The 15701-nt window shown below is 44.3% G+C and carries 15 protein-coding genes; 10 read left to right on the plus strand and 5 right to left on the minus strand.

The genetic code is table 11. From position 1 onward, the window contains the following. Together ABIC22_RS22965 and aroE are read left to right on the plus strand one after the other, a co-directional pair. On the plus strand, positions 1 to 1188 hold the full coding sequence (locus ABIC22_RS22965) for an MFS transporter (RefSeq protein WP_354484046.1): 1188 nt from the start codon (positions 1 to 3) through the stop codon (positions 1186 to 1188). A 32-nt stretch (positions 1189 to 1220) separates the two neighbouring features. Then, positions 1221 to 2126, plus strand: a complete 906-nt coding sequence (gene aroE, locus ABIC22_RS22970; protein WP_354484048.1) for a shikimate dehydrogenase — start codon at positions 1221 to 1223, stop codon at positions 2124 to 2126. A gap of 162 nt (positions 2127 to 2288) precedes the next feature. Here aroE and ABIC22_RS22975 read toward each other — a convergent pair whose 3' ends face one another. Continuing rightward, the gene (locus ABIC22_RS22975; protein ID WP_354484050.1) at positions 2289 to 3338 is read right to left on the minus strand and encodes a YeiH family protein; all 1050 of its coding nucleotides are present in this window, start codon (positions 3336 to 3338) and stop codon (positions 2289 to 2291) included. Between the two features lie 153 nt (positions 3339 to 3491). Between ABIC22_RS22975 and ABIC22_RS22980 the strand changes: the two genes are divergently transcribed. Beyond that, positions 3492 to 4385, plus strand: a complete 894-nt coding sequence (locus ABIC22_RS22980; RefSeq protein WP_127537044.1) for a LysR family transcriptional regulator — start codon at positions 3492 to 3494, stop codon at positions 4383 to 4385. A gap of 93 nt (positions 4386 to 4478) precedes the next feature. Here the strand turns inward: ABIC22_RS22980 and ABIC22_RS22985 are convergent, their stop codons facing one another. Next, positions 4479 to 6014: a carboxylesterase/lipase family protein gene (locus ABIC22_RS22985; protein WP_354484052.1), complete on the minus strand. Its 1536-nt coding sequence runs from the start codon at positions 6012 to 6014 to the stop codon at positions 4479 to 4481. Between the two features lie 202 nt (positions 6015 to 6216). Here ABIC22_RS22985 and ABIC22_RS22990 point away from each other — a divergent pair, with 202 nt between their 5' ends. Next, positions 6217 to 7032, plus strand: coding sequence for a helix-turn-helix domain-containing protein (locus ABIC22_RS22990; protein ID WP_354484054.1), 816 nt, complete (start codon positions 6217 to 6219; stop codon positions 7030 to 7032). 47 nt (positions 7033 to 7079) lie between these two features. Here the strand turns inward: ABIC22_RS22990 and ABIC22_RS22995 are convergent, their stop codons facing one another. Continuing rightward, positions 7080 to 7283: a hypothetical protein gene (locus ABIC22_RS22995; protein ID WP_354484056.1), complete on the minus strand. Its 204-nt coding sequence runs from the start codon at positions 7281 to 7283 to the stop codon at positions 7080 to 7082. Next, a complete protein-coding gene (locus tag ABIC22_RS23000) occupies positions 7284 to 8450 on the minus strand; it encodes a glycoside hydrolase family 27 protein (RefSeq protein WP_354484058.1) in 1167 nt (388 codons plus the stop codon). Positions 8451 to 8801: 351 nt separating this feature from the next. On the opposite strand from ABIC22_RS23000, the gene ABIC22_RS23005 reads away from it, so the two are divergent. Then, positions 8802 to 10733: a fructose-1,6-bisphosphatase gene (locus tag ABIC22_RS23005; RefSeq protein WP_354484060.1), complete on the plus strand. Its 1932-nt coding sequence runs from the start codon at positions 8802 to 8804 to the stop codon at positions 10731 to 10733. A gap of 222 nt (positions 10734 to 10955) precedes the next feature. Here the strand turns inward: ABIC22_RS23005 and ABIC22_RS23010 are convergent, their stop codons facing one another. Continuing rightward, entirely contained in the window at positions 10956 to 11585 is a 630-nt protein-coding gene (locus ABIC22_RS23010) for a flavin reductase family protein (protein ID WP_354484062.1), read from the minus strand. 128 nt (positions 11586 to 11713) lie between these two features. On the opposite strand from ABIC22_RS23010, the gene ABIC22_RS23015 reads away from it, so the two are divergent. The 5 genes from ABIC22_RS23015 (at position 11714) to ABIC22_RS23035 (ending at position 15689) form a co-directional block, all read left to right on the plus strand. Beyond that, the gene (locus ABIC22_RS23015; protein WP_354484064.1) at positions 11714 to 12076 is read left to right on the plus strand and encodes a winged helix-turn-helix transcriptional regulator; all 363 of its coding nucleotides are present in this window, start codon (positions 11714 to 11716) and stop codon (positions 12074 to 12076) included. A gap of 58 nt (positions 12077 to 12134) precedes the next feature. Continuing rightward, complete coding sequence (locus ABIC22_RS23020; protein ID WP_354484066.1) at positions 12135 to 13202, plus strand: DUF1835 domain-containing protein; 1068 nt, start codon at positions 12135 to 12137, stop codon at positions 13200 to 13202. Positions 13203 to 13468: 266 nt separating this feature from the next. Continuing rightward, on the plus strand, positions 13469 to 13657 hold the full coding sequence (locus ABIC22_RS23025) for a hypothetical protein (protein WP_354484068.1): 189 nt from the start codon (positions 13469 to 13471) through the stop codon (positions 13655 to 13657). 86 nt (positions 13658 to 13743) lie between these two features. Then, positions 13744 to 14667: a helix-turn-helix transcriptional regulator gene (locus tag ABIC22_RS23030; RefSeq protein ID WP_354484070.1), complete on the plus strand. Its 924-nt coding sequence runs from the start codon at positions 13744 to 13746 to the stop codon at positions 14665 to 14667. 23 nt (positions 14668 to 14690) lie between these two features. Further along, positions 14691 to 15689 carry a cysteine peptidase family C39 domain-containing protein gene (locus ABIC22_RS23035; RefSeq protein ID WP_354484072.1) on the plus strand — a complete coding sequence of 333 codons (999 nt, stop codon included), beginning with the start codon at positions 14691 to 14693 and terminating at the stop codon, positions 15687 to 15689. Positions 15690 to 15701 lie beyond the last annotated feature (12 nt).

Consider the following 15701-nt stretch of genomic DNA (forward strand, 5'->3'; position numbering starts at 1 on the left):
ATGAAGAATCCATATATTAAAACGTCTCTTGGCATGTACTTGAATTACTTCATGCTCGGGATGATCAATATCATTATAGCTTCCAATATGAGTGCCTTATCCGAAAACTACAATCGACCTGTTGAAAAGATCAGCCTACTTGTTTCTGCAATTGGTATTGGTAAGCTGATTGCTTTATTCTTTGCCGGCCGCTTGTCCGATAAAATAGGCCGTAAACCAATTATCATTACAGGAAGTTTTCTGTACTTACTGTTCTTAGTGGGTATTCCTTTGATGTCAAGCTACCCCGTGGCGTTTGTATTGGCCATCACTGCCGGGATAGCGAATTCATTACTTGATTCAGGAACATATCCTGCATTGATTGAATCCTTTCCTAAGAAATCCAGCTCGGCGACGGTCCTGGTCAAAGCGATCATGTCCATTGGAGCTACTTTACTGCCATTCATTCTTGCGATTCTAGTTGCTAACGATATCTCATGGGGTTGGTCATTTTACGCTTTGGGTGCCTTGTTCTTGATCAGTGGAATTTACTTGATCTTTATGCCGTTCCCAGCATTTAAAACCAATGCTAAAGATGAGGTAGAGAGTGAAGGTGGAAAAAGTCGTTTCAAGGAAGAGCCGAAGTTCTGGGGAGAAGGACTTGCCATTATCCTGATTGGATTTACGTCCACCTCATTGTTTGTGGTTTGGCAAACGTGGCTTCCAGAACTGGGATCCAAATTTATTGGACTGAGTGAAAATGTTTCGGTACAGCTCCTAAGTTACTTTAGTATTGGAGCATTGGTATCGGTTCTATTGCTTGCAGCTGTACTGGATAAGCTCGTTAAACCAATCACTGTTATGATTCTATACCCATTGATTGCCTTCTTATCCATGCTAAGCTTGTTCTTTGTTCAATCGTATCCAATTGTTATTATTATGACGTTTATCTTGGGATTATCTACTTCTGGTACCTTCCAATTGGCTATTACTGTGATGACACAATTCTTCGTCAAGAATAAAGGCACGACAACGTCGTATGTAAATATAGCAGGAAGTCTTGCTTTCATATTGATTCCTTTCATCTCCAGCTTCTTGGTGGGACAGGTGGGTATTTCGATGACACTTGTTTTGGATATGATCATTGCACTTCTGAGTGCATTGCTGGCAGCATTTGTGCTTGTTCGTGGCAAAAAAGTATTTCGTTAATAAATAAATATAATGTATAAGGAGTCTTTACAATGAATAATTACGATAAAAACCTTGCAAAAATAGATGCCAAAACAACCTTGGTTGGATTACTTGCTACACCGATTGGACATAGCGTTTCTCCACAAATGCATAATGTAGGTTATACAATAAGTGGCTTGAACTATGCCTATTTGGCTTTTGAGGTTGGACCGGACAAGTTGAAAGAAACCGTTGAGGGTATGAAAGCGATGGGCGTTGCAGGATTCAACGTATCCATGCCCAATAAAATTGATGTCATTCAGTATTTGGACGAGTTAGATGATACTGCGAAGTTCTCAAGAGCCAGCAATACGGTTGTAAACCAAAATGGCAAGTTGATCGGATATAATACCGATGGATTAGGTTATGTTAAAAATCTCGAAGAACATGGAGTCGAGTTACAAGGGAAAAAAGTAACTTTAGTTGGCTCTGGAGGTGCTGCAACACCAATCGCCATTCAATTGGTGCAGTCCGGGATTAAAGAGATCAGCATCTTCGCAAGAAATGACAAATTCTTCTCCAAAGCAGAAGAGAATGCAGCATACATTAACAACGAGATGAAAGACTTTGGCGTGAAGGCTAACGTTTACCCTTTAGAAGATAAAGAAACATTTCGTAAAGAAATCGCTGAAAGTGCTGTTTTGGCAAACGCCACAAGCTTGGGCATGAAACCATTAGACGAATTAAGTATCGTTGATGATATGACCGATGTATTGCGCAAAGATTTGATCGTGACAGATGTCGTATATAATCCTCGCAAAACCAAACTATTAACACAGGCCGAAGCAGCTGGTGCCCGAGCAATCAATGGTCTCGGTATGGTCCTATGGCAGGGCGCACTTGCTTATAAACTTTTTACTGGGGAAGACATGCCAATTGCAGAGGTTAAAGAAATCGTATTTGGTAAAGAAGTATAAAAAGAGATCAGGGTAAGTCATTATTTCGTAGACCAATTGTCTAGGAACAAGAAGAAGGTTGCATCGAAGCCGCTATTATTAGCGGCTTTTTTTCTATTTGTCGTAGTAAGGTTAGTCCAGCTTATAGGGTTCTAGAGGGATTGATGGCACATACCATTTTCATCAGCCAAGATTAAATAGTTTTAAAAATACATATCCGATGAGGGAAAGAACGATGGAGCCAATAAAGCCGGCTGCAAAAGCTTTTAGGCCCAATTGCCGAAACGTAACTGTATTTACACTGAGGCCCAGACCAGCCATGGCCATTGCAATCAGCATATAAGCCGCAAGAATGATTAGATTCGTCAAACCTGAAGGAATAACCTGCAGCGTATTCAGAGCACTCATCATGAGGAATCCGAAAATAAACCAAGGGATCGGGAGGCATTTCAGGCTTCTTTTATTCAACTTGATGTTTTCTGAGTTTTTGGAGCGATCCAAACGATTCGTCCAGAATCCGATCAAGATGGCGACAGGCACCAGCATAGCTACACGCGTTAATTTAACAATGACAGCCAGATCAACAGCATCTTGGCCCACTGGTTCTGCAGCTGCAATCACATGTGCGATTTCGTGCAATGTAGCCCCTGAAAACACGCCATATCCGGATGCAGACAAGTGTAGAAATGGATATAGAAGAGTGTAAACCATCGTAAAAATGGTTCCCAGAATCGCTACAGTAGCTGCACCAATGGCGGCTTCTTCGTCTTTGGCTTGGATCTGGGGTGCAATGGCTACAACTGCCGCAGCTCCGCATATCGCTGTTCCGCATGCAGTTAATAGCCCCAAACGTCTCTCGACGTGAAAAAATTTGGCAATGCCATACACAACAAAAATGGTTATGGTAATGTTCAGGAAGGAGATCAAGGCAACCTTGGGCCCCGCATGAAGAATATCCTTCAAATCCAGCCGCATGCCAAGCAAAATGATTCCATATCGCAGAAGCTTTTTAGCTGAAAAGGAAATTCCGCCCACTATATGATCAGGTACATTCCTGACCGCCCTCCAGATCATGCCAAACAAAATAGCAAGTACAAGCTGGCCCATGATGTGTAGAAAAGGTAAGCTGGCTACATATTTGGCAGCAAGGGCAAGCATTAGAGTAAGCCCAATTCCCAGCACAAACCCTTGTTTATTCTTTTTTTCTTGTAGCAAGACAGAAGTTGAATTCATGGATATCACGTCCGATTTCTTTATTTCTTGTTCACTTGTAACTATAATTAGTTATGATTGAAAAGAGAAATACCGGAATGAAATGCTGATCATAACGAATCATAATGATTGAAATGATATTTGGGGCTAAATACTATCAGGGAGATGCATTATATGATCGTGGAAAGCTTGAAAGTGTACATAACTGTAGTGGAACAGCGCAATTTTTCTAGAGCGGCAGAACTATTGCATTTATCGCAACCCGGTGTTAGCTTACACATTCGTAAATTAGAAAAGGAATTTGATGTAAAGTTAATGCATCGTTCGCCCAAATGGGTGAAACTGACGGAGGCTGGGGAGCTGCTATATGTACGTGCCAAGGAAATGGTGAATCTATACGAGTCGGCGAAATTGGATATTGCCAGATTACAGGATAATGTTAGCGGCTCATTGCAGATTGGGGCTAGTTTTACGATTGGAGAATATGTTTTACCTCGCCTGTTTTCGTCATTTGCCAGGCAATACCCTGAAGTGGCCATGGAAGTATTCATCGGAAATTCATCTCAAGTTGTTGAAGCTATTCGAGATAATCATATGGATTTTGGTTTGATTGAAGAGGACATTGAGGCCCAAGATCTGAACGTGACACCATTCATGAAGGACGAATTGATTATTGTGGCAGCGGAAGGATATCCTCTTAACGCTTCGGTGAATGCGGATCTGGAACAATTGCAAGATCAAGTGTGGATACTTCGCGAGATGGGTTCAGGAACCAGATCGTCTAGTGATCGATTTCTGGCTCAGACGGGACTCCGGGTAAACCGTTCATACGTGTTCAACAGCAGTCAGGGCGTCAAAGAAGCGGTGTTCTCTGGATTAGGCATCGCCATGTTGTCCCGCTGGGTTGTAAAAAGGGAGTTATCCGCTGGCATGTTGAAGGAAATCACCATTCCAGATATCCACATCGAACGAAACTTTTCCTTAGTTCGCCGGATAGGTCATATTCCTACCAGAGCAAACGAGGTTTTCGCGGAAAGACTGCTGAAACTGGATGGTCATTTTATTTGATCTAAATCAATAACAGCGACAGGTGAGACAACGTAAAGAGCCGTGCATACTTGCATGGCTCTTCATTGTCTGATTCAAGTAAAAGTATAGATGTTACACAACGGGCTCACTCTGCTTTTTGAAATACTGTTCAATGACCAATTCAAGTACAGGCCCCGGCTCTGCACGCTGTAACTGGGACGTATCACCGAATTCCATGCGGTAAGGCTGCTCGGCACTGCTTGGAATCCAATAGGGCAAGGATTTGCCCGTGGAATCCAGTCCATTGGGATCACCTGTCGCGATAAAATTGGACAGATAATTACACATCTGGCGTGCCAGGTCATAATGCTTACCGATGAAAGGGCGCCAGCATTTGGCGAGAGTCTCGAAGAAAAACCACAGATCAACGGAATGGAACGTGCCTGGCTGATCCCAGCCCGGAATCTCCGCGTCGAAATTATAATAATATAGTGGTGTCTCGGAAGGATGACCACTATTGGAGCGAATAACAAGTTGAATCGCATGCTCAATCATGCGGATCGATGCCTGCTGCAATACATGATCGAGATCGCCAGTATCGGCTCCACAGCGCTGCAAAAAGGTGGGGGCGTCCTCTCCAAACAGTTCAGTCGCCGTTTGCTTCAGTTCCTCCATACTGCTTACCGCAGGCTGGGTCCAAAACTCGGAAGAGGTATGCCCAAGCATAACGGGAACGAGTTCGCGCTTATGCTGTATGAAACGAATGAACGGATCACCTGTACAGAACTGATCATCGATGACTGTTCCCCAGAAGCTTTGATATTCCAGGATTTTATCCCGCAACGTGACGGCGTCCAGCTGTCTGGCTTCATCTAAACTGGATACGCCCAGAAAACGGAAAAAATCAACGCCCTTCTGCTCGGCATCCCGCAGTGTGCCGCGGACAGAAGGTACGCGCACATTGGGATACAGTTCGGTCGCAATTCCACTCATGATGACAGCTCGCTGGAACAGGCCTTTGTTCTGCGGGGAAGTCATCTGACTTAGCACACTGCCGCCGCCTGCAGATTGTCCACCGATTGTTATCTGATCCGGGTCACCGCCGAAGGCAGCAATGTTACGCTTCACCCAGGCCGTACCTGCCTGCTGATCCAGATGTCCAAAGTTCGCAGGTGCTTGTGGGGATTCAGCGCTAATCTCGGGGTGGCACAGGAAACCAAACGCATTCAGACGGTAATTGACGGTAACCACGACGATTCCCCTGCGGGCAATGCGCTCACCATCAAATTCCATTTCAGCAGTATGACCCACCTGAAGCCCACCGCCAAAATACCAGACAAACACAGGCAGCTTCTCATCCGTTCGTTTGGCAGGTGTCCACACATTCAAATATAGACAATCCTCACTCATCGGCAGATCGGGATCAACAGACCACTCTCGCGTATAGATGTTATTATCGTCAATGACGGTTGGGGCCTGCATAGAGGTGGGGGCAAAATCAAAAGCTTGCAGCACCCCATCCCAATCGGATGCAGGTTTTGGTGCACGCCAGCGGTTCTGGCCTACAGGTGGGGCGGCGAATGGGATACCTTTAAAGCTTGTTACACGTGGGTCTGCGGCAGGCAGTCCCTGAACTTGGCCATTTTCTACCTGAACGATTCTAAGCAACACAACATTCTCCTCTCTGAATTGAGCATTTTTATTCATGTCGATCCAAGATGTTTGTGGTTGCGCTTACATATAGCTGTTGGGTTATGAGACCACTATCTCGATCATAAGCAACTTGAAAGGTAGTTTCTAGCTTCAAAATAAATCAAAAACTCCACAAAATCATATATAATGACTGGTATCAAGAAGGGAGGAGCTGGATGTGGACTCATTATGGACAGACGGGAGCAGGGCGAGTCAGGTTTATTTTATAAGCGGCGCCCATAAACCCGTCAATCTTCACCAGTGGGGACCGGGCGTGCGTGACGTTTATGCGCTGCATTATATCATGCAAGGGCAGGGTACACTGGAAACCGGGGGCCAGCAATTTCGGCTGGGTGCCGGAGAGAGCTTTATTATTTTTCCGCAAAAAGAAATCTATTACTACCCCGATCCGGCCGATCCTTGGGAATACGTATGGATGGAGTTCAACGGACGAGACGCAGGACGACTTATAGAGTTGACACAGTTTTCGGTCCAGCATCCCGTACTGCCAGCTGCGCCGGAAACCTTGGAACCCTTGTTTCACTTGGCCTGGAATGCAGGGGCATCCCCCAGTGAAGTGTTAAGGGCGGATGCACGTTTACACCTGTTATTATCCTATTACATGGAGTACTTCCCACGCGAGACGCAGGAGGAAGCCAGAGATTATGTGTGGCTGGCGAGGACCTATATTGAGCAGAACTACTGGAAATCGACCTTGACGGTTGCGGAGATTGTACAGGCCGTGAATCTGGAGCGAAGCTACCTGTTCCGCAGGTTCAAAGAAGCTACAGGCGAATCCATCTCGGCGTATATCACAGCATGCCGTATCCGGCGGGCCTGTGAGCTACTGAAGTCTTCCAGATTGTCGATTCAATCCATAGCCTATTCGGTTGGTTATAATGATCCGCTTTATTTTTCGAGAGTATTCAAAAAGGCAACATCGTATACACCATCAGCCTACATGCTGTTACATCAGAAACAAGCAGAACATTAAGGGAATACGGTCGGTACACTAACGCATAGACAGATTACATATTGCTTTTATCGAAAAAGCGCACAGTTCCCGGATTCACGGAAGTAACGAATCAGCTTCTCAATCGGATCCCGCCCGCAATTCAGCTTCACACCGAGACAGTCGATACAGAGGAATTGCTGAGCTGTGCGAGAGACCAATTTGAGATAAATTCCCACATCATCGGACAAGAGCGGAACCTGACAAGTAGTGCACAGCCTACTCTGTGCCATTTATTTCACCAATTTGGCTCGCACGACGAGACAATCATGGGCCCCAACCACCGGTGCATAACGCTCGCGGAATACACCCAGCTCCTTGTGTTCCCAGCAATCGTAGAGTGACAGGGAATAACCCGCAGCGTGAGGTAGGCCCATATCCCAGAATTGAAGGGACAGCTCGCGTTGACTGTCACTCAGGTTGAAGAATCCGATGGCAAGATCGCCGTCTGTCAGCACCTTCACCAGCATGAATACATCATCTGTATGGAACCATTGAGGCTCGGGTTTGATGCGATAGGCTCCGCGTGCCTCCGCATCCTGGTTGATGGCAAGCAGGTCAGGGTTCAACAAAATATCCTTGGTGGCCTGATTGGCCTTGCGTACATCGCATCCAATCATGAGTGGTGATCCCATCATGGACCAGAGCGAGAAGTGCGTTTTGTATTCCGTGTCGTTACAGCCGCCAATGGTTCCAATAAAGTCGTTGTTGCTTCCGCCGTACATGCCAACGATGAGCATGTCCATGTCATTATGGCAGAAGGAGCCAGTGTAGCTTTGTTTCCCGAGCTGGGACAGCGCCAGGTCCTTGACCGATTGCCAGTTGTCGCGAATGTCACCGGTGGAGCGATACATATGAGCCCCTGATTCACGAATCCACTCATATACGTTGTCCTCTCCCCAGTTGCAGGCAGAGAACAGGATATCCCGCCCGCAGTTTTTGAGTGCAAGGCTCATGCGCTTGTATAACAGTTCACCTGAGATATGGCGCGGCTTGAAACAGTAGTCATATTTTAAATAATCCACGCCCCACTCGGCGAATAACGCAGCATCCTGGAATTCATGCTCGAAGCTGCCTGGATAACCTGCACAAGTATGTGTACCAACACAGGAATACATGCCAAATTTGAGACCTTTGTCGTGGATATAATCTGCAAGCGCCTTCATTCCGCTCGGAAATTTAGCGGGGTCTGGGACCAGATTGCCATCTGCATTTCGTTCCTTCAGACTCCAGCAATCATCAATGACGATGTACTCGTATCCGGCGTCCAGATAACCCTCCGTTACAAACACATCGGCAACATCCCGAATCAACTGCTCATTGATGTCCCACGTGAAGGTATTCCATGAATTCCATCCTAGTGCAGGGGCAAACCCCATTAACGAATGATTGCTCATCATCTCGCTTCCTTCCTTATCCTGGTTTCATAAGTTATGAATAGCGTAAATACAATTCATATTTCAAAATAACTACAATGAACTTAAACGATAAATGTGAAATCAGCCATAGCTTGACGTTGCTTCCATATGGACTGATGTTGTCCGGTAGGCTTAAATGAAGCAAACGCCAAGTACATTCATTTAATGAAATTTGTTGAACCATAAGAAACTGGAGTATAATGACCTTTGCGGATAGCATTTAGAAGGAATTCCTTGTTTGGTAAAAAACATATATAGAGTGGTTATAATTGCATTTGCAAAGATTGGACCCAACTATACATCACGATAATTCCTTGAAAGGGGACATCTGTTTTGGATGAGCAATTTTTAGATCTACTTGCTGAGAAATATGATACGGAAGAAAAAATCATAACAGAGATTATCAACCTTGAAGCGATCTCCAATCTTCCGAAGGGAACCGAGCATTTTGTCAGTGATTTGCACGGCGAGTTCCAGGCTTTTCAGCATGTACTACGAAACGGTTCAGGTACCGTTAAAGAGAAAATCAAAGAATTATTTCGTGAGGTTTGGACAGAGCAGGAAATTAATGATTTTGCGGCGTTAGTATATTATCCGGAAGAAAAAATAAAGCTGGTTATAGGGGACCTGAGCAATAAACAGGCTTTGAACCAGTGGTACAGACAAACGATTGAAAACATGCTTAAGCTTGTCTCTTATGCCTCTTCCAAATATACACGCTCCAAATTGCGGAAAGCTCTGCCGAAACAGTACGTATATATTATAGAAGAGCTTCTATACAAGACGGATACGACCAACAATAAGGATCCTTATTACGAGGAAATATATCGGCAGATTATATCCTTGGGTCAGGCGGACAATCTCATTATCGGCCTTGCTTATACGACCCAGCGTCTGGTGGTTGACCACCTTCATGTGGTTGGCGATATTTATGACCGGGGGCCGGACCCCGATAAAATTATGGATACGTTAATCAACTACCATTCTGTAGACATTCAGTGGGGAAACCATGATGTGCTCTGGATCGGCGCCTATGCAGGTTCTCTGGTCTGCCTTGCCAATATTATCCGAATCTGCGCGAGATACGACAATCTGGACATCATCGAAGATGTATACGGAATCAATCTTCGCCCACTGTTAAACCTGGCGGAGAAATACTATGAAGATAATCCATCTTTCAGACCTAAGCTGCAAGGCGGCCATAACGTATCGGAGCAGGAAATTCTGCAGATCACCAAGATTCACCAAGCCATTGCCATGATCCAGTTTAAACTTGAAATCCCGATTATCAAAAGACGCCCAGACTTTAATATGTCTGAAAGACTTCTGCTGGAGAAGATCGATTATGACAAAAATGAAATCAACATCTGCGGAAAAGCGTACCAGCTGGAAAACACCTGTTTTGCAACCGTAAATCCGCAGAACCCTGAACAATTGCTGGAGGAAGAACGCCAGGTGATGGAAAAGCTGCTGTTCTCCGTTCAGCATTCCGAGAAGCTGGCCCGGCATATGAATTTTCTTATGAAAAAGGGCAGCCTTTATTTAAAATACAATGGAAATTTGTTGATCCACGGCTGTATTCCTTTGGATGAAGAAGGAAATATGGAAGAAATGCAGATTGAAGACAAGACGTATGCGGGCCGTCAGCTGCTTGATGTTTTTGAAGATAACTTACGTTACGCCTTTGCGCATCCGGAAGAGACAGATGATCTGGCGACGGATATGGTATGGTACATCTGGACAGGGGAATGTTCCTCGCTCTTTGGCAAGAGAGAAATGACCACTTTTGAACGGTACTTTATCCAAGATAAGGAAGCGCATAAGGAGAGAAAGAACCCTTATTACCATTTACGTGAAAAGGAAGAGATCTGTCGAAAGATCTTGCAGGAGTTTGATTTGAATCCGGATCATGGACATGTCATTAACGGACACACGCCAGTTAAAGAAATTCGTGGAGAGAGCCCTGTTAAAGCAAACGGGAAAATGGTCGTCATTGACGGTGGTTTTTCCAAAGCTTATCAATCCACAACGGGCATCGCCGGATATACCTTGCTGTACAATTCCTTTGGCATGCAGCTCGTCGCTCATCAGAAATTTAATTCAAAAGAAGATGTGCTATGTAACGGAACGGATGTGTTATCTATAAAAAGACTGGTGGACAAAGAACTGGCGCGGAAACTGGTGAGGGAAACCAATATCGGGGAGAAGCTGCTGCAGAAGATCTCCAATTTGACGGATTTACTGGAATATCGCTCCATGAAATGAACTATTGCTAACCGTACTCACCCGGATCATACCGTTTGAGTGCAAATTTGACGTAGTCGCTCGTATTGGGCAGGGAAGTCATCATACCCTGCCTGTGCGAGCTTTTCTTTTTGTAGGTCGATCTAACACGAGGCAGGGTATAGTGAAGGTTGGGTGACGGGTTATCATCATATTCACTATAAATCAGATAAAGCACCTATAAAATCTATGTTGATATCTGTACTAATTTTCACGATCGGCAGGACCGATTGAAAATGGTGGGGTGAGTCCAGAAAAGTCACCAGCTAAGCTTGCTAGAGGCTTCCAACTATTAATTTCAATTTTAAAATCTCCTCCATAAACTGAATGATCCACCTGCACGTGTTCAACAGTTCCAAGAATCAGATGATCTTCTCCCACAGGAATAATTCGATCCAGCTTAAGCTCAAAAGCAATGGGTGCTTCGAGCACACTTGGCACATTGACTGTCTTGGAGATTTTAGGCGTGACACCTGCATACTCAAACTCATTCATTTGTGGCTCGAGATTAGCAGACGAACGCTGCATTGCTTCGCCTAAAGATTCAGGTACCATATTAATAACAAACTCGCCAACCTCACGAATATTGGTAAGTGTATCCTTAATTGTACCAGCTCTCTCTCCTACACCGGGTCCGATAGAGAGTAGCAATGTAGGCGGGGTGCGAGAGGCAATTGTGAAAAAACTAAAGGGAGCTAAGTTAAGAAACCCCTCTTTACTTATAGAGGAAACCCACGCGATTGGTCTGGGTACAACTGCGGCAATCATTAATTTATACATTTCTTGCTCGTTTACATCGGTGTTAGTAAAATGAAGTGAGTCATATCCTGGCATAACGATTCTATTGTCCTTTCATGAATTTATTTACTTGCTTACATACTCTAGTAAGTATAAACACGTGCTATAAGAATAATATAGTACGCACTTTGAAGTGCGTACTTACATTTAGGGAAGTGATTTTGATGAGCAATGACTCCGAACTTAGTGGAACCAATAACCTCCTAACTCCATTTGACTACACGTTAAGCGTGTTGGGCGGAAAGTGGAAGATGAAAATCATGTATCAAATAGCATGCCAAAAAATTTTACGATACGGTGAACTCAAGAGAAGTATTGTGGGGATCTCTCATAAGGTGCTCAGTTCTCAATTGAAAGAGTTAGAAGAAAGCGGGATTGTCAACCGGGTGGAGTACTCACAAACACCCCCAAAAGTCGAATATTCTCTAACTCCAAGGGGGGGAACTCTCATGCCGATTCTTGAGGAAATGTGCAAATGGGGGATGCACAATCTCCCCGATGAAAAGCGAGAAAATTTTCAGCAGTAAAATTACTTAACACGTCATTCCAGATTGAACGATGAAACGATTGAGGAGGGAAGTGGATTTGAATCTTAAAGATTTCCTAGTCATTAAAAGAGCAACCGATAGCTTGGGAGAAGGAGAAATAAAACCCTATTTTCAATTTATGCTGGCCAAAATCAAATTGATGAAGCAGCAAGAGAGAACAAGCGAAACCGTAGCTCACGAACTGATTGAACTATATGATGAGCTGATGGGTCTTCAAGAGAAGAAAGTCTTCTGGTCCCCTGTACCGACTTGTACTCATGTCCATATCGTGATTGGAGAATCCTTTGCAGGCAGTATGAAACAAGCTTTAAGAGGACTCGGTTTCGAAGAAACGCACAAGGTTATAACGTTGCCGGAGAATTACGCTATTGGTCCGCTTGGTCTAGACTCGGCAGAAGGACGTATGGAACGCAGCAATTGGTTCAGGAATAACATCATCGGTGGATTTGAAGATTACGATGAATTCGAAAATGAATACAATGAGATTCTAGACAAATTTAATCTAATACCAGAAGAAGCGGAGATCGTTGTTTGGACTAGTAGCAATGCTTGTGAGCAGATAGGCTTACGCCATGCGGTTCACTTACTTCACAGCAAACCTAATGCTATTTCGTTATATGATGCTTGTGCAGTCTGTGAAAAACTTTACAACCGGCCTGATGCATCCATTCATTACAGGTACTCAGGAGAGATCCCTTCTGAAAAGCTGCGGGAAGTAGTCAGCAGACTAGATGACAAGAGTAGATTAAATTCTGCTGATATTACACGTCTGGAAAAAGAATGGAAGGTCATCACGGAGCAGTCAGAAACTTTACGTATTTGGCTTGACCAAGCTGTGCTTGAAGTACGAGCAGATTATTATGATGAGTACCTGTTAGAGAAATTAGATGATCTTAAGCCACCTGCGGGTGACAAGGATTTCTTAAAATCAGCCCGTCTCATTGGAGAGGCAATCGGGTACTGTGAACAATATATCGGAGATTCTTATTTTGAATATAGGCTGCGGGAACTTATCTATAATGGAGTTCTTGAAATTAAAGGTGTACCCGCAGGGATGCGATTTTACAGCATCAGACGCAAGCAAAAAAGGAAAGTGGATTTATAGCGATTAATTATTATACTTTAGGATGGGAATTGGAGCATCGATTCCGTGGACAAAAACATATATTGTATGTAAATTCGCCAGTAAAACGTTTTTTTGGCTTCAAGCCTCTTTTTAATTTCGGAATGCACTTTGTTCTGCAAGTTGTCCTTTCATCCAGAGAAGGGACATTTTTATTTCAATACGCACTGCTGCGACATTCTATGTCGTACCATGACCTCTATAATAACGGTGAACACACAAACTACATTGAAAAGAGGTTCACACCATTGGCAAAAACCAAAAGAGGACGCGTCTTGTGGAATATTCCTTCCCGGGGGCGGGGAACATGTCCGGTATGCAGCAGCACACGTATAAAACTGTTATATTCGCAAACGAAAACAGATGGGACAAGTCTGAAAGTATGCAAGAAATGTTCCAAAGCTGTGCAAACCAGAGTGGATAGAGCAACCGTATAACGTAGCAGGCCTGTTCTTCGGAGCGGGCCATTCGTTTGGTATAATGGGTTTACGTTTTGCATTGTGGGAACAATTGGGGGTCTGTAATGATGAGTAATATGCATCGTATTCACTGGTTTGACGAGCAGATTCGAAGCGGACGTTTTCCGAACAGCAGCTGGCTTGCCCGTGAATTTGAAATATCCCGACGTCAGGCACAGCGCGATATTGAATATATGGCGATTTCATTACGTGCCCCTTTACTATATCTTGCGAAATATAGAGGGTATTGTTATGAGGACCAGACCTATCGCTTACCCCATTTATATATGACAGAAGAAGAACAGAGCGTCCTTAAGTATTTGGCTCATCGTTATCGGCATTTTAATCACGAACAATCTGATGTGGTAAAGCGTGTGGCACATCTGTTAGAGCGATTTACGGCTGAAGAGCAGAAGATATTAAGCCGTCCACTTCCCACATTCGCTGCATCGCCGAAGCTTCTTCAGCACTTTGAATTATTATCCCATGCCATAACAGAATCACTTAAAGTACATATCTATTACAGAGACTTTTCCGGAGAAAGGCAGTTTCCTTGGTGTCCATTGAAGATCATATCCCAGTACAATGCTGATTACGTCATTGGCTATGAAACGGATCCTGTACAGCAAAGTGCCCTACGGCTGGAGGGTATCGTTCATGTCCGATTGACGGATCAAACATTCGAGTGTAATTCAGACATGCAGCTCAGTGGATGGGAAGAACCTCTGCCTGTTCGAAAACCGTTTATAGCTGAGATTCGTCTGAAAGAAGTGCAGCAAACAGAGCAGTGGCAAGGGTACCCCATTCGGGACAAACAGGATCAGATCCACGCTATTGAATTTTATGACACAGAAGCTTTCATGCAGCAATTATTTATAAGTGAGTGGGAGGAATTAATATCTCCCGGGTGGCTAAGACGCAGGATGCAGAGCCATGCAGATACAATACTTAACAGACTTCAAAATTCAAATCATGCTCAAGTGAAGTAAAGACCATGGAGGGAGATCTTATCTTGGCCGAAGTACAGTTAAACAACCTGGTGGTAAAGCGAGAGTCTAAATCATTTGTGGATAGTCTGCATGCTATATTGACCCATACAGGTCAGTTTCAAGGTGCAAAATATTTGCTCTCTGGGTATACGGGAATGGCTTTTAAACTTTCGGTGCATCGCAGGCTTCTTCCCATGTCGGTAACTGCGTATGGACAATGGGGAGAAGCACACCGCCCTGGAATTGACAACCTGGGAATATTCACAATCTGGGATGGAGGACGTACACGCCATTCTACATTCGATTATTATCAGCTAGATGCAGTGCAATGGGTAAAGCGAAGTCTGGACGAGGGAAAAGGAGTAATCTATTGGATTCCGGAGTTCGGGGTTATCCATGGATATGATGACGAAGATTGTATCTTTTACTTACAAGATGGGTCGAGTAAGGAGCCTCAGATTTTGCTATATGACAATTTCGGGCTAAACTTCACAGGTTTCTGGTATTGTCAGATCTTTGGTGAGCAGATTCCAATACCCAAACAGGATATGTTGTTGGAATCCTTACGACTTGCTATCGAGGATTGGGATATCCCTTATCGACTATTACCAGATCAAAACATCGCTTCTGGCCGATTGGCATATGACGTATGGGTGCAAGCTCTACGAAGTGGAGATTATGATCCATCTGGGGCAACTTATCTTTTAGAATCTTATTGTCATTCTCGAAATGAAATTCGAATGTACCTGCAGGATATGCAAGGAATATGGGATGAGCTGGACCAAGCTTATTCATGTTATGACCAGCTTGGAACGTTAATTCACCAGATGAGGGGATTCATGATTCAGCAGGAGGACAAATGGACCCTGGAGCTGGATGCAGCGGAAAAACTGGCACAAGTTCTAATGGATGCGAAAGCACTAGAAGAGCAAGCGGTTCATTTTTTTCGCATGATATCCGTAAATTTCCCTGATCGTAAGCGCTCTACTGTGCCACGATGGGGAGCACACTCGGCAAGATAGACAGAGGGAGGA

Source organism: Paenibacillus sp. PvP094 (assembly GCF_040546835.1).
Classification (GTDB): Bacteria; Bacillota; Bacilli; order Paenibacillales; family Paenibacillaceae; genus Paenibacillus; species Paenibacillus illinoisensis.